The sequence below is a fragment of the Rhizobium sp. P1_E6 genome (genome assembly GCF_056405875.1).
The window spans coordinates 1-17,092 of the sequence record NZ_JBFUBG010000063.1; the positions used below are offsets into that span (position 1 = coordinate 1).

Here is a 17,092-nt window from a genome sequence, read left to right on the forward strand (position 1 = left end):
CTTCAACGGACTGGCCTGTTTGGTTGAGCGTCGTGCTGCCGACGGCGACGAGATCGGCAAAACCGATGGCGATCGCCAGCGACGAGTTCTTGGTGAGGTTCAGGTACTGGCTGCTCAGCGGCGGGATGATGATGCGGAAGGCCTGTGGAATGACCACCAGCCGGGTGATCGCCGAAGGATGCAGGCCGAGCGCGGCCGCCGCCTCCGTCTGTCCCTTGGGCACGCCACGAATGCCTGAACGCACGATCTCGGCAATGAAGGCCGCTGTATAGAAGGATAGCGCCAGGAAGAGCGACATGAATTCCGGGCCGACCACCGAACCGCCGGTCAGGTTGAACTTGCCGGCGACTGGGAAGTCGAAGGAAAGCGGTGCGCCTGCGATAAGGAAGGCGAGGAGCGGCAGGCCGACGATGAGACCGGCCGACACCCAGATCGTGTGGAACGGCTGGCCCGTTGCTGCCTGACGGCGATGCGCCCAGCGCGCCGTTGCGATAGCGGCGATGATCGCAATGACGAAGGCGATCCCGGCCAGCCAGAAACCCTCGCCGAAGATAGGCTTGGGGAAGGCGAGGCCACGATTGTTCAGATACGATCCGAGCGGCAGATGCAGCGAGTCGCGAGCATTGGGCAGAACAGCGAGAACGCCCGAATACCAGAAGAAGATCACGAGCAGCGGCGGAATGTTGCGGAAGACTTCCACATAGACAGTGCAGAGCTTGGCGATCAGCCAGTTCCGTGACAGGCGGCCGATACCGATGACGAAGCCGATGATCGTCGCGGTGATGATGCCGGTAATCGCGATAAGAAGCGTATTCAGAAAGCCGACGAGCAGCGCCCGGCCATAGGTCGAATCGGCTGAGTACGGGATCAGCGATTGCCCGACTTCGAAGCCGGCGCGACCGTTCAGAAAGCCGAAACCCGATGCGATGTTGGCGCGCGCCAGATTGACTGCCGTATTGTGGGCAATCGACCAGATCAGCGCGACCAGAAGGACGATAGTAAGAGCTTGAAAGAAGATGCCCCGGATTTTGGGGTCATAGAGGGCGGACTGAAAGCTCCAGCCGCTCTTGGGTATGGGTGTTCGATCCGCAACCTGATGCGTCATGCCTGGCCAATTCCCCACGTTATGTGCTCCTTTGCGGAGCTTTTTTATAGGAGGAGGAAAGGCGGTGACCCGCCTTTCCGGCTTTCATGCGGTATGCCGATTAACGAACCGGCGGAGCGTACTGAATGCCACCCTTGCTCCAGAGAGCATTGAGGCCGCGCGCGATCTTCAGCTGGCTGCCCTGGCCGATGTTCTTCTCGAAGACTTCGCCATAGTTGCCGACGTTCTTGACGACGTTGTAGGCCCATTCGTTGGTCAGGCCGAGGTCAGTACCGATCTTCGTATCGGCTTCAACGCCGAGGAAACGCTTGATATCCGGGTTCGGGGAGCTCTTCATCTCGTCGACATTGGCCTGCGTGATGCCGAACTCTTCGGCATTGATCATCGCGTAGCCGACCCAGCTGATGATATCGAACCACTGGTCGTCACCCTGGCGTACGGCTGGGGCGAGCGGCTCCTTGGAGATGATTTCCGGCAGGATCACGTGCTCGTCGGGGTTCTTCAGCGTCAGACGCAGCGAGTAGAGACCCGACTGGTCGGTCGTATAGACATCGCAACGGCCAGAGTCGTAGGCGGCGTTGACTTCGTCGAGCTTCTCGAAGACGACCGGATTGTACTGCAGGTTGTTGGCTTTGAAGTAGTCGGCAAGATTGAGCTCGGTCGTGGTGCCGGACTGAACGCAGACAGAGGCGCCGGAAAGCTCGAGTGCCGACTTCACGTTCAGGCTCTTACGGACCATGAAGCCCTGGCCGTCATAATAATTTACGAAGCGGAAGTTCAGGCCGAGAGCCGTGTCGCGGTTGATCGTCCAGGTCGTGTTACGGGCAAGCACATCGACTTCGCCGGACTGCAGAGCCGGGAAGCGGTTGGCGGCGCTGAGAGGGGTGAACTTCACCTTGTTGGGGTCGCCGAAGACCGCAGCGGAAACCGCGCGGCAGAAATCAACGTCGAAGCCCGACCAGTTGCCGGACGCATCAGGGGCAGCAAAGCCGGCAAGACCGGTATTGACGCCGCACTGGACAAAACCTTTTGCCTTTACGTCTTGAAGAGTAGTGGCCGAAGCGGCCGAAGCGCCAAGAGCGAAAACTGCTGCGCCGGCTGCTACGGACAGGAGCTTGTACTTCATTTTTCCCAACCTTTTTCTGTTGTCTTATATTTATCTTTTCGGGGAGTGGCCGGATTGAAATAGCCCGTTTACCTCCCCGTTTCCCGCAACCCTCCCGGCGCGAGTGGGTCTATCACAGTCGCAAATGTCACTATGGTCAAGTGTCGCGGCTAATAATTGGAGCAAAATTCAGCATTTTGGGAGATTACGCTGTGTCCCTAGGCACTTGGCTAGAAATTGGGCGCCAGCTTGAGGAAAAATAGCGCGAAAATCGCGGAGTAAAGGCTGACGGCGGCGCGGAGCGGGACGATCGCGTCAAGTTGCGGGGGTTGACCCTGATGGCGGCGGGGTTCAAGAGTTCGGCCTTTGCATACCCTCGCCAGAAGGCCATTTCCCAAATGAAAGATCTAGACAGTCTCCTGCCGGGCGCCGGCATCAATACCCGTCTTTCCCATATCGGCTACGACCCCGCGGATTATCACGGTTTCGTCAATCCGCCGGTGGTGCGCGCGTCCACGGTGCTCTTTCCCGATGCCAAGTCGATGGAGACGCGCAACAAGAAATACACTTACGGCACCCGCGGCACGCCGACGACCGACGCCCTTGCTGAAGCGATCAATGCGCTCGAAGGCTCGGCCGGCACTGTGCTGGTGCCCTCCGGTCTCGCCGCCGTCACGGTCGCCATCCTCGCTTATGTCGCGGCGGGCGATCACATCCTGGTCGTCGATTCCGTCTACGGCCCGACGCGCCATTTCTGTGACACGATCCTGAAGCGCATGGGTGTCGAGGTCGACTATTTCGATCCGGCGATCGACGCGGCCATCGAGACGCTCTTCAAGCCGAACACCACGGTCGTGCTGACCGAAGCTCCCGGCTCCAATACCTTCGAGATGCAGGATATCCCGGCCATCGCAGCTCTGTCGCACAAGCACGGCGCCGTCGTGCTGATGGACAACACCTGGGCCACACCTATTTACTTCCGGCCGCTGGACTTTGGCGTCGACGTGTCGATCCATGCCTCGACCAAATATCCGTCGGGCCATTCTGACATTCTGATGGGAACCATTTCCGCCAATGCCGAGCACTGGCCGCGGCTGATCGAAACGCATGGCACACTGGGCCTTTGCGGCGCGCCGGATGATTCCTACCAGATCCTGCGCGGCCTGCGCACCATGGGCATCCGGCTGGAACGCCACTACGAAAGCGCGCTGGCAATCGCCACGTGGCTCGAAAACCGCGAAGAGGTTGCCCGCGTCCTGCATCCGGCCCTGCCGAGCTTCCCGTCGCACCACATCTGGAAACGTGATTTCAAGGGTGCCAGCGGCATCTTCTCCTTCGTGCTGAAGGTTGACGATCCGCAAAAGGTCAAGCCGAAGGCGCATGCCTTCCTCGATGCGCTCTCCTATTTCGGATTGGGCTATTCCTGGGGCGGCTATGAAAGCCTTGCCATACTGGTCAATCTCTCGGACCGAAAGATCGCCAAGGCCCCGGCCGAAGGTCCGGTCATTCGCCTGCAGATTGGTCTCGAAGATATCGTTGATCTCAAGGCCGATATCGAGCGCGGCTTTGCTGCGGCAAATGCCGTCTGATCAGCCACCATCTGATTAGCCAACTGGGCGGTAGCCGTAAATCCAGTCGAGATCCGCCGCGAGGCTTTGCGGCGGTTTCAGCGACAGCACGATATCCCGGCCGAGGCGGATCGGGCCGCTTGCATGATAGGCGAAACGGTTGAAGGCGCCGCGCTGGCGAAGCTTGGCGATGCGCGGCATGCGATGCCGTTCGAACAGTGAGATGGCTTCGGAAACCGGTCGGGTGGCAAGAAAGGCGGTAAGCTCGAATGCATCCTCGATCGCCATCGCTGCCCCCTGCGCCGCAAAAGGCATCATCGCATGGGCCGCATCTCCGATCAGCACAGTCTTGTTGCCGTCCTGCCATTTGCCCGGCGTTGCCTCGAAAAGCGGCCAGAAGGTGATGTCGTTGCGCCCTCCGAGYAATCCGGCAATAGCAGGATGCCAGYGGCGGAAGCGCGACTGCAGAAGCTCCTGTTGAACCTGTGTCGGCTCGCCCTGCCAGGCCTGCGGCGCAATATTGCCGGCGGTGATCGCCACCATGTTGAAGCCACCGGTCTCCTTCAGCGGATAACAGACCATATGCGCCGAGGAGCCGAGTAGGGCCGAGACACTGGCGCGGTCGAGAAAGCCCGGCGCCTCTGTTTCTGCGATGGTGAAACGGAAGGCGATGTTTCCGGAGAATTGCGGGGCAGGGGCGCCCGGTATTGCCTGCCGCAATCTGGACCAGACACCATCGGCGCCGATGATGACGTCGGCCGAACGCCGACACTGAGGCAAATCCGCTTCGAAACGTGTTCCGAGATGGAGCTGGCAGAGCGGATTGGCACTGACCGCATCCAGCAGCGCCTTCTGCAGCGTCGTGCGATGCAGGACGCCGTAGGGTGCTCCCCAGCGGTTCCTGGCAAAATTCCCGACCGGGACAGCTGCAAGTTCGCGCAGCGAACTGCCTGAGATCAGCCGGATGGATTGCGGCTCGAGCCAGAGGCTGGTCAGCCTGTCGAGCACGCCGAGTTCGGCGAGCACATGCGATGCGTTAGGCGAAATCTGCAAGCCAGCGCCCACTTCCGCAAGCTCGGGCGCCTGTTCGAAAATATCCGAACTGATGCCACGCCTTGCGAGCGCCAGTGCGGCCGTTAGGCCCGCAATTCCGGCGCCGATGATGGCGGCATGTTCGACCGGCATGGGATGTCCGATCCGCAGAGCCGACTTTACGCCGCTTTGACGTGGAAGACGCAGCCGGGCGGGTTGGTTTGGTTGGATTTCAGCGACGCATTGTAGCGATAAAGCGTCGAGCAGTAGGAGCAGACCTTCTCGTTGTCGTCGCCCATATCGATGAAGATATGCGGATGATCGAAGGGAACGGATGCGCCGGTGCACATGAATTCCTTGACGCCGACTTCGATAACGCGGTGACCGCCGTCGTTCTGGAAGTGCGGAATGCTGTGGCCGGCCATGTCTGTCTCCGAATGCTTTGAAATTCTGCGCGGACTTTATAGGCCTTCGGCGGAAAAGTGTAGTGCCAAAGCATGGCTCCGTTGCGAGTTTTTGGCTTCACGATGAAAGGCCGCTCGACTATGGTCGCGCCAAATAAGGACGGCCCGATGAACCTGAATACGCCTGCATTTTCAAGCTTCACCCATGACGGACTGAAACTTGCCTTTTTCGACGAGGGCGATCCCTCCGGCCCGCCTGTAGTGCTCATCCACGGCTTTGCTTCGTCGGCGAGCGTCAACTGGGTTCATCCGGGCTGGCTGAAGACCTTGGGCGATGCTGGCTACCGGGTGATCGCCATCGACAACCGAGGCCATGGCGCGAGCGACAAACCGCGCGATGCCGAGGCATACAGGCCGTGGTTCATGGCTGGCGATGCGATTGCGCTGCTCGATCATCTCGGCATCCCCGAAGCCAACCTGATGGGCTATTCGATGGGCGCCCGCATCRYCGTCTTTGCGGCGCTCGCCTATCCGCACCGTGTTCGTTCGCTGGTGCTCGGCGGCCTCGGTATCGGCATGACGGACGGCGTAGGCGATTGGGATCCGATCGCCGATGCGTTGCTTGCGCCGTCGATTGCCGATGTCACCCATCCGCGCGGCCAGATGTTCCGCGCATTTGCAGAGCAGACGAAGAGCGACCGCGAGGCGCTTGCCGCCTGTATCAAGGGCTCGCGCGATCTCGTCGCCCGCGCCGACATGGGCAAAATCGATGTGCCCACCCTGATCGGGGTTGGAACGAAGGACGACATTGCCGGTTCTCCCCAGGAACTGGCGGCTCTGATGCCTGACGCCCACGCTCTGGATATTCCCGGCCGCGACCACATGCTCGCCGTTGGCGACCGGGTGTTCAAGAAGGCCGTGCTGGAATTCTACGCTGAAGTCTCTGCCGGCTGATATCGCTGGCCGGTGACATAACCGTGATATCGGCAAAAACGCGTTGAACGGACGTGGCGAGGGCACCCATTTATGTTATGGGCGTTTTCCTCTATATAATCGCATTCCAACGGGAAATGAGGAGGCCGGAAATGGTCGCTAAGACGGATATCCGCACGCTGGACGTAGCTCATCCGCTGAAGGTGATGGATCCCATATGGGACAGCCTGCGGGAGGAGGCGCGCCTTGCTGCGGAAAGCGATCCAGTGCTGGCTGCCTTCCTCTATTCGACGGTCATCAATTACCGCTCGCTCGAAGAATGCGTCGTGCACCGCATCTGCGAGCGCCTCGACCATCCCGACATGCAGGCAAACCTGCTGCGCCAGACTTTCGAGGAAATGCTGGAGGATTGGCCGGAATGGAGCTCGATCCTGCGCGTCGATATCCAGGCGGTCTATGACCGTGATCCCGCCTGCCTGCGCTTCATGGAAGCCGTTCTCTACTTCAAGGGTTTTCATGCGCTGCAGACGCACCGGCTGGCGCACTGGCTGCTGAACCGTGGCCGCCGCGACTTCGCGCTCTACTTGCAGAGTCGCTCCTCCAGCGTCTTCCAGACCGATATCAATCCGGCCGCCCGTATCGGCAAGGGCATCTTTCTCGACCATGCGACCGGCCTCGTCGTCGGCGAGACCGCCGTCATCGGTGACAACGTTTCCATCCTCCATGGTGTGACGCTCGGCGGCACCGGCAAGGAAGGGGCCGATCGTCACCCGAAGATCGGCACGGGCGTCATGATCGGCGCAGGCGCCAAGATCCTCGGCAATATCGAGATCGGCTTCTGCTCGCGCGTCGCCGCCGGCTCCGTCGTCCTGAAAGCGGTGCCGCCAAAGACCACGGTAGCGGGCGTGCCCGCCAAGGTCGTCGGTGAAGCGGGCTGTTCCGAGCCGGCCCGCGTTATGGATCAGGTTATCGGCGCCGATATCTGATCCTTCATTGGAAAATGCGAAAAACCGCCTAAATGCTGGCGGAGACAGTCGTTGTGAACCCGATCTCGCGACCTTTACAGCGCCGCTCTACCTGTGCAAGAAGCGGCCAACCGAGATTGCTTACGGAGATGAAAGCGTGAAGCCTGAAGAAATCAAGAAACTCGACGCCTATTTCAAACGCACGCTGAACCCGCAGATTGTGGTGAAGGCGCGCCCGCGCAAGAATGATTCCGCGGAAGTCTATCTCGGCGAAGAATTTCTGGGCGTCGTCTATATCGATGACGAGGATGGCGATCGTTCCTACAACTTCTCGATGGCGATCCTTGACGTCGATCTGTGATGCCCATTGCATTCGTTAAAAGCCGGGCATCGCTAGCCGATGCCCGGCTTTTTCGTATTAGGACAAGCCGTTTGAAACGGCGAATGCATCTATTCGCCAAAATTTCTAATAACCTTCCGGTTGCAGTCGCCTGATATATTTTAGCAAAATCAACAAAAGACGAACGTGCCCGAACGGCGCTCTTTCAAAAGTTGTCGCTAATGCAATCTATGGATGTTTTGCGCCGCACAAGACTACTTGACTATTTGTGCGTCGCAGCTACCCTTTGYGCTGCAACAGCCAATTGGAGGATGGTTCATGTTCAATTTTGACGACGCAAGCCGGAAGAACAAGGAAGTGGTGGATACAGTGCTGAGAAGCTATTCCGACACTGCCAAGAGCTTCCAGGCGATTGCCTCTGAAGCCGCAGAATATTCCAAAAAGTCGTTCCAGGATGCTGTCACGCATTTCGAGACGCTTTCGGGCGCCAAGAGCTTTGAAACAGCGTTCGAGCTGCAATCCAATTATGCGAAGTCCGCCTACGAGACCTTTATCTCTGAGGCAACGAAGCTCGGCGAAATGTATGCCGACCTCGCCAAGAATGCCTATAAGCCTTACGAAGCACCGCTGGCAAACACCGCGGCCACCGTTTCCAAGGCCGCACCGGTAACCCCGGCAGCCGCATAAAATCTTCGGCGCGATTCCCGCTGCCTATTGAAAATCAAAGACCGGCATCGCACTTGCGGCCGGTCTTTTTTTGTTTCCTGAAGCTTCCCCCAGTTTTGCGCATACTTTTTTGGCCTTTGCGTCAAGTCCTGCGGAATTGTGATTGCAGTCGGAAACAAGGGGCTTAAAATCGCTCTATTATGAACTACCTTAGGGTTTCAGATATTCGTCGGGAAAGCACCCCTCCCATGCTGCCTGCCGGATTGATTGAGGAATGAATGAAAATGATCGCCAGACCGATCCGGATGCAGAACGACAGCGAAAGGAACGGGGACAACGGAAATCGAACCTCGGTCATCACGCGTACCAAGCCGAAGACCAAGAAGCCTAATCTCTATCGCGTACTGCTTTTGAATGACGACTACACCCCAATGGAATTCGTCATCCATATTCTGGAGCGTTTTTTTCAAAAGGATCGGGAAAGTGCCACCCGCATCATGTTGCATGTCCATAACCATGGCGTCGGCGAATGCGGAATATTCACATACGAGGTGGCGGAAACAAAGGTGAGCCAGGTGATGGATTTTGCCCGGCAGCACCAGCATCCGCTGCAATGCGTCATGGAAAAGAAGTGAGGAACTGAACGTGCCAACATTTTCGCCTAGTCTTGAGAAGGCGCTCCATCAGGCACTGACCTTTGCCAACGAGCGGCACCATGAATATGCCACGCTCGAGCATCTGCTGCTCGCCCTGATCGACGATGCCGATGCGGCTGCGGTCATGGGTGCCTGCAATGTCGACCTCGACGCCCTCCGTAAAACGCTCCTGGAATATGTCGATAACGAACTCTCCAACCTGGTCACCGGTTATGACGAAGACTCCAAGCCGACCTCCGGCTTCCAGCGCGTCATCCAGCGAGCGGTGATCCATGTCCAGTCTTCCGGTCGCGAGGAAGTGACCGGCGCCAACGTGCTCGTCGCGATCTTCGCCGAGCGCGAGAGCCATGCTGCCTATTTCCTGCAGGAACAGGAAATGACCCGCTACGACGCGGTCAACTACATTTCCCACGGTATCGGCAAGCGCCCCGGCGCATCCGAAAACCGTCCGCCCCGCGGTGCGGAGGAAGAATCCGAATCCAAGCCGACCGCACGCGGCGGCAACGAGGAAGAAGGTGGGCCGAAGAAGCAGCAGGATGCGCTGAAGGCTTACTGCGTGAACCTCAACGAGAAGGCCAAAGGCGGTAAGATCGACCCGTTGATCGGCCGTCACGCCGAGGTCAACCGGACCATCCAGATCTTGTGCCGCCGCTCCAAGAACAACCCGCTTTATGTCGGTGATCCCGGCGTCGGCAAGACCGCTATCGCTGAAGGCCTCGCCAAGCGCATCGTCGAAGGCAAGGTTCCGGAAGCTTTGGCTGACGCCACGATCTTCTCGCTCGACATGGGCACGCTGCTCGCCGGCACGCGTTATCGCGGTGACTTCGAGGAGCGCCTGAAGCAGGTCGTCAAGGAACTTGAAGAATATCCGGGTGCCGTGCTCTTCATCGACGAAATCCACACCGTCATCGGTGCGGGCGCGACGTCGGGCGGCGCAATGGATGCCTCGAACCTCTTGAAGCCGGCTCTGTCTTCAGGGGCGATCCGCTGCATCGGTTCGACCACCTACAAGGAATACCGCCAGTTCTTCGAGAAGGATCGGGCTCTGGTTCGCCGCTTCCAGAAGATCGACGTCAATGAGCCGTCGATCGATGATGCGATCGAGATCATGAAGGGCCTGAAGCCCTATTTCGAAGAGTACCACCACCTGCGCTACTCGAACGAGGCGATCAAGACCGCCGTCGAGCTGTCGGCCCGTTACATTTCGGACCGCAAGCTGCCGGATAAGGCAATCGACGTCATCGACGAGACCGGTGCGGCCCAGATGCTGCTCCCGCCGTCCAGGCGCCGCAAGCTGATCACCGAAAAGGAGATCGAAGCGACGATTGCGACGATGGCGCGCATTCCGGCAAAAACCGTCTCGAAGGACGACGAAGCCGTTCTTGCCAACCTCGAGAAAGAGTTGCGCTCGGTAGTCTATGGCCAGGATGTGGCGATCGAGGCCCTGTCCACCTCGATCAAGCTCGCCCGTGCGGGTCTTCGCGAGCCGAACAAGCCGATCGGCGCCTATGTCTTCTCCGGCCCCACGGGCGTTGGCAAGACGGAAGTCGCCAAGCAGCTTGCTGCCTCGCTCGGTGTCGAGATTCTGCGCTTCGACATGTCGGAATACATGGAGCGGCATACGGTTTCCCGTCTGCTTGGTGCACCTCCCGGCTATGTCGGCTTTGACCAGGGCGGCCTGCTGACCGATGGCGTCGACCAGCATCCGCATTGCGTGGTGCTGCTCGACGAAATCGAGAAGGCGCATCCGGATATCTACAATATCCTGCTGCAGGTCATGGACCACGGCACGCTGACCGACCATAACGGCAAGAAGATCGACTTCCGCAACGTCATCCTGATCATGACGACCAATGCGGGCGCTTCGGAAATGGCCAAGGCCGCGATCGGCTTCGGTTCGTCCAAGCGTACCGGTGAAGATGAGGAGGCTCTGACCCGCCTGTTCACGCCGGAATTCCGCAACCGTCTCGACGCGATCATCCCGTTCGCGCCGCTGCCGACGGCCGTCATTCACAAGGTCGTTCAGAAGTTCATCATGCAGCTGGAAGCTCAGCTGTCCGAACGCAACGTCACCTTCGACCTGCACGAGGACGCGATCGCCTGGCTGTCCGAGAAGGGTTATGACGAGAAGATGGGCGCTCGTCCGCTTGCCCGCGTCATCCAGGATGCCATCAAAAAGCCCCTGGCGAACGAAATCCTCTTCGGCAAGTTGAAGAAGGGCGGCGTCGTCAATGTCACCGTCGGCCCGAAGGAAGACGGCAAGCCAGGCCTCATCCTGGAAGCCATTCCGGAAACGGCGCCCATCAAGCCGAAGCCGGAAGCCGAACTGGTTCATCCGGATGCGGCCCATGAGGATGATGGCGAGCTGAAGACCAAGCCGGTCAAGAAGACGAAGGCCAAGACCGTGCCGCAGCCGGAGCCGGAAGTCCGCGACGCCCCCAAGAAAGGCTCGACGGTGCCGAAGGTTCCGCGCAAGAAGTAGTCTTCGAAGTGAGACATGAAAAAGGCCGCTGAAAAGCGGCCTTTTTGTTTGCCTTAGTTCTCAGAGCTTCGTGTAGTCGATCTCGAGGAAGTCAGCGACCTCGGGTATCCAGCGGTCGCGCACGAAGGCCACATGCAGCGGGTGCACGTTATAGGCGTCGTAACCGGCCTGGTCGTCGAACTCCATCGAGAAGCCGAAGGTAAAATCGTTCTTTGGACTCGTCTGGCGAAGCTGCTCGAAATTCCTGACGCCTGGAATCTGCTTGAGCGTCAGTGCCGCGTCGAGAAAGGCTTTCTCTTCGACCGAACCGGCGGCGTGCTTCAGGCGGAACGCAACGGTGTGGCGGATCATGATTCCCTCCTAAATCGATGAAGTAATTTGGTATTCTTGAAAATAAGGCCGCGTTTCCGTTACGCGAGTTCCGCCTTGATCTTCTCCGCGTTGGCGGCGAGCACCGCTCCATCCTCCATCTTGCCRGAATGCGGCTTGAGCGCCACGCCCTGATGCCGCGGTATAACATGGAAATGCAGGTGGAAAACGGTCTGGCCTGCTGCCGGTTCGTTGAACTGGGCGATGAACACGCCGTCGGCGTCGAAGGCTTCCTTCACGGCATTCGCGACCTTCTGGACGACGGTGATCGTGTGGGAAAGGGAAGCTGGGTCGGCATCGAAGATATTGCGGGAAGGTGCCTTCGGCAGGACCAGAACATGGCCCGGCGCCTGCGGCATTACATCCATGAACACAACAGTCTTGTCGTCCTCGTAGACGCGATGCGACGGGATTTCGCCGCGCAGAATCTTGGCGAAGATATTGCTGTCGTCATAGGCGGCGCTGGTCATGGCGAAATCTCCTCGTGTTTTCCTTGATCGCGTAGCGCGGCGGGGCCAAGCGCGTCAATCCTCCTGCAGCCGCTCGCCCTTGCGGAAGGGGGTGTGCTCGGCGAGCATATCATTCATATACTCGACATCCTCCCGCTCGCGCTCGAGGTAGTCGGCAATCGCACGGCGCAATCCCGCATGGGCGATATAGTGAGCCGAATGCGTTGTCACCGGCAGGTAACCACGCGCGAGCTTGTGTTCGCCCTGAGCGCCGGCCTCTACTTTCTTGAGGCGCTTTTCCAGCGCGAAATCGATCGCCTGATGATAGCAGACCTCGAAATGCAGGAAGGGGTGATCCTCGATGCAGCCCCAGTGCCGCCCGTAGAGCGTATCGCCGCCGATGAAGTTGATGGCACCCGCTATATAGCGGCCGTCGCGTTTGGCCATCACGAGCAGGATGTCGTCGGCCATGCGCTCGCCGATCAGCGAATAGAATTTGCGTGTCAGATAGGGCCGGCCCCATTTGCGGCCGCCGGTATCCATGTAGAAGGCGTAGAACTGATCCCAGATGCCTTCGGTCAGGTCCTTGCCGGTCAGCCAGTCGATAGTAATGCCGTTCTCGACCGCCGTCCGACGCTCCTTGCGCAGTGCCTTGCGCTTGCGGGAGGCAAGTGTTTCCAGGAACGCGTCGTGATTGTCATAGCCTTCATTGATGAAATGGAACTGCTTGTCGGTGCGGTGCAGATAGCCGTCGGTTTCGAAGACCGGCATCTCGTCCTCGGGCACGAAGGTGATGTGGGCCGAAGAGATACCGAGACGGCGGACGACCTCCTTGAGGCTTTCCGCCATGGCATTCTGAATTGGCAGGCGGGCAAGGCCTTCGGCCACAAGCAGGCGCGGGCCGGTTGCGGGTGTAAAGGGGATCGAGCACTGCAGCTTTGGATAATAGCTGCCGCCAGCCCGTTCGAAAGCGTCGGCCCAGCCGTGATCGAAGACATATTCGCCCTGGCTGTGGTTTTTGAGATAGCCGGGCAGGGCGCCGATCAGTTCACCCTTGTCGGTTTCCAGAAGCATGTGATGGCCAAGCCAGCCGCTCTGCGCGGTAGCCGAGCCGGATTCTTCCAGCGCCGAGAGAAAGGCATGCGAGACGAAGGGATTATAGGCGACGCTGTCGCACGTCTTCGATGCTCCCGAAAGCCTGGACCAGCGCTCGGGGGAAATTTCGGTGAATGATCGCTCGATGCGGATGGAAAGTTCGTCTGACGATTCGTCTGTCATGAAGTAAATGCGAAGCCGTTGGGGGAGGGAGCGGGCTCTCCCTCCCAGTCTGCGCACGATCTTGTTCAAAAAGCGAGTGTCAAACCGCCGTGCGCGGATCGAAGCCTTCGAAAGTCATTTGATCGGCGTTCTCGAATGTATGTTTGCGGGCCTCATCGTCGCGCACCGTCCAGGTGATGACCGGAATGCCCTTGTCGCGCTGGCCGGCGACGAACGGGTTCGGCAGATCGGCATAATAATAGGAGATGAAATCGAGGCCGATCTCCATCGCATTCTCATGAGTGGCATATTCTTCCGTCGTATTGCCGTTGGCCGTCAGCCCGATCGGGTAGGGAGAGTTGAGCTCCCTGAGATCCTTCAGCAGCCACCGGTCGAAGCTCATCAGCGCGACCTTGCCTTCATAGCCCTCGAGCACATCGAGAACGGCCTCGGCAAAGCCCTCGTCGTCGGCTTCGCGGCCCTTGAGCTCCAGCACCAGCGGTACTTTGCCCTTAACGAGGTGAAGAAGCTGCTTCAGCGTCGGCACCTTGTCCTTCGTGCCGCCGACAGCAAACAGCCCGAGTTCCTGGGAGGTCCGTTCGCGCACATCGCCCTTGAGGTTGCAGAGACGTTCCAGATCTTCATCATGGAAGATGACCGGCACGGCATCCGAGGCGTAATGCAGGTCGCATTCGATGGCAAAGCCCGCTTCGACGGCGCGCGAAAAGGCCGAGAGCGTGTTTTCCCAGACGGCGTTGTTGAGGTCATGATAGCCGCGATGCGCGACCGGCAGCTCTTTGATCCAGTCGGCATTCGTCATTATGCGATTTCCATGATAGCATCGATTTCGACTGCGGCATTGAGCGGCAGGGCAGCCATGCCGACCGCGGCGCGGGCATGTTTGCCGGCTTCGCCGAGCACGCCGGCGATCAGGTTCGAAGCGCCGTTGATGACAAGGTGCTGCTCGACGAATTCGGGTACCGATGCAACAAAGCCGTTAAGCTTGATGACCCGGCGAATGCGGCCGAGATCGCCGCCGAGTGCCGCCTTTGCCTGTGCGAGAATGTTGATGGCGCAAAGTTCAGCGGCGCGCTGACCGGTGGCGACGTCGACATTCTTGCCGAGGTGGCCGGTAACGGCGACTTTGCCGGACTCGAGAGGCAACTGGCCGGAAATGGTGAGAAGATTGCCRCTGATGACATAAGGGACGTAGTTGGCAGCAGGTGCGGCAGCTTCGGGAAGGGTTATCCCCATTTCCGACAGACGCGCGGCGATTTGATCGGACATTTTCGTCTCCGCTTTTGTTGTCAATTCTTCAAAAACTAATGTGCGTGTTTCGCAGTGTTTGCGACTGTTCATTTCGTGTGTCTCAGGTTATTGAAATCCAAAGATTATTTTCTTATTGTGTTCGTAAGCATTCACATCCATTCGCAAATATGCAGGACGCAATTGCAGGGTAGGATGGGGGTACGATCCAGACGCAATGCGGGGTATGATGCCACAGGGGTTGGTATCTTACCTCGGTCGAAGTGATCATAGGAGCCTTTTAATGGCAAGAGAATTACACCGGCTTTCGGCGAAGGGCATCGAGGCGCTTATTAAAAACGGCGTTGAGAGCTACGGCGCACATAATGACGGCGGCGGCCTCGTCCTCGTTATCGACAAGTTCGGGGCTCGCTGGTTGTTCAAGTTCACGTCACCTGTCACCAGCAAGAGACGTGAGATGGGGCTTGGCACTCTCGTGACCGTATCCCTCGCTATTGCTCGTGAGAGAGCGTCGGAGGGCAGGGCGTTGATCGCGAAGGGCCTCGATCCCCTCATTGAGCGCGACCGCGTTGCAGCCGATGCAATACGGGATTCCGTGACGTTCGAGCAATGCGCCAATGACACCCGCGATATCCTGCGCAAGAAATGGACGTTCGATGGCGCGATTGAGCAATGGGATAGGGTCGTCAAGGAATTGGCCGATCTGCGTTCGATGCTGGTGAAAGACGTAAAGGGCATCGACATTGCGAAGGCGCTCGCTGTCTTCGATGACCGGCCTACTACGAAGAAATACGCGCTGTCCTTGATCCGTCGCACGATGGAAACGGCTGTTGCATCCGAACTGCGCGAAGACAACCCGGCGATGACCTCTCGTGTCGGTCGCCTCACGTCGCTCGAGTATAAGGGTGGCAACAACCCGTCGATGCCCTATTCCGACGTTCCGGCGTTCGTTGCATCGCTGCGTGCCAAGGACAGCCGCGCCGCACGTGCCTTTGAACTCCTGATCTTGACGGGAACGCGCAAGGAGGAGGTTGCCGGGATGCTGCGTGACGAGCTTGATCTCGGGAAGTTCATCTGGACGATCCCCGCCGAGCGCACGAAGCAACGTCGTGAGCACGTGGTACCCCTAACCCTTAGGGCCGCTGAGATACTGCGTCAGCAACTCGATATGGTCGATTGTATGGTCCGGGAGATCAATGCGCATTCTAAGCGCCCTGTGGAACCCCCTGCCTATGTTTGGGCTGACCTGCGATCCCCGCGACTATCGCACAACGCGTTCCAGCACCTGCTTCCTGATGGCGTATCGGTTCATGGGTTCCGCTCGTCACTGCGCGAGTATCTAGGCGACGAAACGAACGTGTCATGGAACACCGCCGAGGAGACGCTTGGGCACAAGGTCGGGGATGCGACCGCGAAGGCGTACCGCCGTGCACCTGGTCTCGCAAAGCGCGGTGAGGCCCTGAAGTATTGGGCCGATTTTATCGATGGTAGTTCGAACGAAACTGCCAACAAGGTTGACAAAACCTCTGCTGCACAAGGGATTGAGGAGCAAGCAGCATGACTAAGAAAGAGCGTATCCATAGACCTATCCCTCAAGGCGAGCTTTTATCCGCGACGGATGCCGCGGACCTGCTAGGCATCGGGCGCACTCGCTTCTGGCAGCTTCGAAAGGAATTCGATCTCCGGCGGATTTCGTGGTCCCCCGAGACGCGGCCCCTGTATCGGCGCGAGGATGTCATGAAGCTGGTTGCTGTGCCACAGAGTGGGCAGGTCGAGCCTGCACCAGTCGCGCCTGTCGAGGTAGCGAGAACCGCCCCGCAAGCCGAAGATCGAGTTCTACCCATGACGCAGAGCAACGATCCGAGCGAGGTGTTCGCGGTCGATTACTACGACAGCTACCTAGTCCCCGAGCATCTCAGGCATTTGACGGTCGCCGAATTCCGAGAGTTGAAAGACCCTCTCGCGAAACCGAAACCGCCCAGCGATAAGTGAAACGAAAAAAAAAGCCCCGCCATCGAGCGGGGGTTTTTCATGGTCCCATATTGGCGGCGTAACGAGCGTTAGTCTCGGGCCGGTGACATCGGGCGGACTTGGCGTTAGATCGCGTCACTGGCGAGATATGTGAGCCACAGATGGGGTGGCTAAGGCTTAGAGAGGAAGCCAATGATTGCGCCAGAGATAGCGGCGAACAGCACCGCACCAATGATGACGATACCGATCTGACGTCCTCCCAACTTAAGGGCACCGCCGACGACTCCAGCGATTACGATATTGCATATCAGGGAGAGAATGGTGTTGTTGACATTGAGGAATGAAAACAGGAGGAGCGTTCCGACCGTTGACGCTGCGATGATTACAAATCCTCGCCATGCCTCGGCCTCAGCGTTTCGAGCGCCGAGAGCGCCTCCGATCGAGCTAGCGAGGACGGTAAATATGGCTATCTCAGGTTCAGTCAACGATTTCTCCAGCAACTCGATTTCATTAGCTGTCAGCGT

19 protein-coding genes are annotated in these 17,092 nt (G+C 58.7%); 9 read left to right on the forward strand and 10 right to left on the reverse strand.

What is annotated here, in order from left to right:
- A partial coding sequence (locus tag AC1D35_RS24165; protein WP_477940372.1) for an amino acid ABC transporter permease occupies positions 1-1,105 on the reverse strand: 1,105 nt, incomplete at its 3' end.
- 100 nt (positions 1,106-1,205) lie between these two features.
- The gene (locus AC1D35_RS24170; RefSeq protein ID WP_113295653.1) at positions 1,206-2,231 is read right to left on the reverse strand and encodes an amino acid ABC transporter substrate-binding protein; all 1,026 of its coding nucleotides are present in this window, start codon (positions 2,229-2,231) and stop codon (positions 1,206-1,208) included.
- Between the two features lie 377 nt (positions 2,232-2,608).
- On the opposite strand from AC1D35_RS24170, the gene AC1D35_RS24175 reads away from it, so the two are divergent.
- Positions 2,609-3,799 carry a cystathionine beta-lyase gene (locus AC1D35_RS24175; RefSeq protein WP_113295739.1) on the forward strand — a complete coding sequence of 397 codons (1,191 nt, stop codon included), beginning with the start codon at positions 2,609-2,611 and terminating at the stop codon, positions 3,797-3,799.
- A 15-nt stretch (positions 3,800-3,814) separates the two neighbouring features.
- On the opposite strand, the gene AC1D35_RS24180 is transcribed toward AC1D35_RS24175, so the two are convergent.
- Together AC1D35_RS24180 and AC1D35_RS24185 are read right to left on the reverse strand one after the other, a co-directional pair.
- Positions 3,815-4,963: an FAD-dependent monooxygenase gene (locus AC1D35_RS24180; protein WP_477940375.1), complete on the reverse strand. Its 1,149-nt coding sequence runs from the start codon at positions 4,961-4,963 to the stop codon at positions 3,815-3,817.
- A 26-nt stretch (positions 4,964-4,989) separates the two neighbouring features.
- Positions 4,990-5,235, reverse strand: coding sequence for a zinc-finger domain-containing protein (locus tag AC1D35_RS24185; protein WP_112547845.1), 246 nt, complete (start codon positions 5,233-5,235; stop codon positions 4,990-4,992).
- Between the two features lie 147 nt (positions 5,236-5,382).
- Between AC1D35_RS24185 and AC1D35_RS24190 the strand changes: the two genes are divergently transcribed.
- The 6 genes from AC1D35_RS24190 (at position 5,383) to clpA (ending at position 11,256) form a co-directional block, all read left to right on the forward strand.
- A complete protein-coding gene (locus AC1D35_RS24190) occupies positions 5,383-6,168 on the forward strand; it encodes an alpha/beta fold hydrolase (RefSeq protein ID WP_477940376.1) in 786 nt (261 codons plus the stop codon).
- A 131-nt stretch (positions 6,169-6,299) separates the two neighbouring features.
- Positions 6,300-7,133: a serine O-acetyltransferase gene (gene cysE / locus AC1D35_RS24195; protein WP_113295651.1), complete on the forward strand. Its 834-nt coding sequence runs from the start codon at positions 6,300-6,302 to the stop codon at positions 7,131-7,133.
- A 136-nt stretch (positions 7,134-7,269) separates the two neighbouring features.
- Complete coding sequence (locus tag AC1D35_RS24200) at positions 7,270-7,473, forward strand: DUF3126 family protein (RefSeq protein WP_012557538.1); 204 nt, start codon at positions 7,270-7,272, stop codon at positions 7,471-7,473.
- Between the two features lie 297 nt (positions 7,474-7,770).
- Positions 7,771-8,139 carry a phasin family protein gene (locus AC1D35_RS24205; protein WP_113295650.1) on the forward strand — a complete coding sequence of 123 codons (369 nt, stop codon included), beginning with the start codon at positions 7,771-7,773 and terminating at the stop codon, positions 8,137-8,139.
- A 263-nt stretch (positions 8,140-8,402) separates the two neighbouring features.
- Positions 8,403-8,753, forward strand: a complete 351-nt coding sequence (clpS, locus tag AC1D35_RS24210; protein ID WP_037072724.1) for an ATP-dependent Clp protease adapter ClpS — start codon at positions 8,403-8,405, stop codon at positions 8,751-8,753.
- Between the two features lie 10 nt (positions 8,754-8,763).
- Positions 8,764-11,256, forward strand: a complete 2,493-nt coding sequence (clpA, locus tag AC1D35_RS24215; RefSeq protein ID WP_113295649.1) for an ATP-dependent Clp protease ATP-binding subunit ClpA — start codon at positions 8,764-8,766, stop codon at positions 11,254-11,256.
- A 60-nt stretch (positions 11,257-11,316) separates the two neighbouring features.
- On the opposite strand, the gene AC1D35_RS24220 is transcribed toward clpA, so the two are convergent.
- The 5 genes from AC1D35_RS24220 to AC1D35_RS24240 form a co-directional block, all read right to left on the reverse strand.
- Positions 11,317-11,607, reverse strand: a complete 291-nt coding sequence (locus AC1D35_RS24220) for a Dabb family protein (protein ID WP_113310179.1) — start codon at positions 11,605-11,607, stop codon at positions 11,317-11,319.
- A 59-nt stretch (positions 11,608-11,666) separates the two neighbouring features.
- Complete coding sequence (locus AC1D35_RS24225) at positions 11,667-12,095, reverse strand: HIT family protein (protein WP_113295647.1); 429 nt, start codon at positions 12,093-12,095, stop codon at positions 11,667-11,669.
- A gap of 54 nt (positions 12,096-12,149) precedes the next feature.
- On the reverse strand, positions 12,150-13,352 hold the full coding sequence (locus AC1D35_RS24230; protein ID WP_113310178.1) for a GNAT family N-acetyltransferase: 1,203 nt from the start codon (positions 13,350-13,352) through the stop codon (positions 12,150-12,152).
- A 79-nt stretch (positions 13,353-13,431) separates the two neighbouring features.
- Positions 13,432-14,151, reverse strand: coding sequence for a glycerophosphodiester phosphodiesterase (locus tag AC1D35_RS24235; protein WP_113310177.1), 720 nt, complete (start codon positions 14,149-14,151; stop codon positions 13,432-13,434).
- The gene (locus AC1D35_RS24240; protein ID WP_113295644.1) at positions 14,151-14,618 is read right to left on the reverse strand and encodes a RidA family protein; all 468 of its coding nucleotides are present in this window, start codon (positions 14,616-14,618) and stop codon (positions 14,151-14,153) included. Before AC1D35_RS24240 ends, AC1D35_RS24235 begins: the two co-directional genes overlap by 1 nt.
- Positions 14,619-14,880: 262 nt before the next feature.
- Between AC1D35_RS24240 and AC1D35_RS24245 the strand changes: the two genes are divergently transcribed.
- On the forward strand, positions 14,881-16,158 hold the full coding sequence (locus tag AC1D35_RS24245; protein WP_162748550.1) for a site-specific integrase: 1,278 nt from the start codon (positions 14,881-14,883) through the stop codon (positions 16,156-16,158).
- Positions 16,155-16,589: a hypothetical protein gene (locus AC1D35_RS24250; RefSeq protein WP_113310175.1), complete on the forward strand. Its 435-nt coding sequence runs from the start codon at positions 16,155-16,157 to the stop codon at positions 16,587-16,589. The genes AC1D35_RS24245 and AC1D35_RS24250 overlap by 4 nt, the downstream gene beginning before the upstream one ends.
- 149 nt (positions 16,590-16,738) lie before the next feature.
- Here the strand turns inward: AC1D35_RS24250 and AC1D35_RS24255 are convergent, their stop codons facing one another.
- Positions 16,739-17,053: a hypothetical protein gene (locus AC1D35_RS24255; RefSeq protein WP_113310174.1), complete on the reverse strand. Its 315-nt coding sequence runs from the start codon at positions 17,051-17,053 to the stop codon at positions 16,739-16,741.
- Positions 17,054-17,092 lie beyond the last annotated feature (39 nt).

Excerpts from the sequence above, each read along its gene's own strand:
- AC1D35_RS24170 (WP_113295653.1), bottom strand. The coding sequence starts at position 2,231 with ATGAAGTACAAGCTCCTGTCCGTAGCAGCCGGCGCAGCAGTTTTCGCT.
- AC1D35_RS24220 (WP_113310179.1), bottom strand. The coding sequence starts at position 11,607 with ATGATCCGCCACACCGTTGCGTTCCGCCTGAAGCACGCCGCCGGTTCG.
- AC1D35_RS24175 (WP_113295739.1), top strand. The coding sequence starts at position 2,609 with ATGAAAGATCTAGACAGTCTCCTGCCGGGCGCCGGCATCAATACCCGT.
- AC1D35_RS24235 (WP_113310177.1), bottom strand. The coding sequence starts at position 14,151 with ATGACGAATGCCGACTGGATCAAAGAGCTGCCGGTCGCGCATCGCGGC.
- AC1D35_RS24185 (WP_112547845.1), bottom strand. The coding sequence starts at position 5,235 with ATGGCCGGCCACAGCATTCCGCACTTCCAGAACGACGGCGGTCACCGC.
- cysE (WP_113295651.1), top strand. The coding sequence starts at position 6,300 with ATGGTCGCTAAGACGGATATCCGCACGCTGGACGTAGCTCATCCGCTG.
- AC1D35_RS24230 (WP_113310178.1), bottom strand. The coding sequence starts at position 13,352 with ATGACAGACGAATCGTCAGACGAACTTTCCATCCGCATCGAGCGATCA.
- AC1D35_RS24205 (WP_113295650.1), top strand. The coding sequence starts at position 7,771 with ATGTTCAATTTTGACGACGCAAGCCGGAAGAACAAGGAAGTGGTGGAT.
- clpS (WP_037072724.1), top strand. The coding sequence starts at position 8,403 with ATGATCGCCAGACCGATCCGGATGCAGAACGACAGCGAAAGGAACGGG.
- AC1D35_RS24245 (WP_162748550.1), top strand. The coding sequence starts at position 14,881 with ATGGCAAGAGAATTACACCGGCTTTCGGCGAAGGGCATCGAGGCGCTT.
- AC1D35_RS24250 (WP_113310175.1), top strand. The coding sequence starts at position 16,155 with ATGACTAAGAAAGAGCGTATCCATAGACCTATCCCTCAAGGCGAGCTT.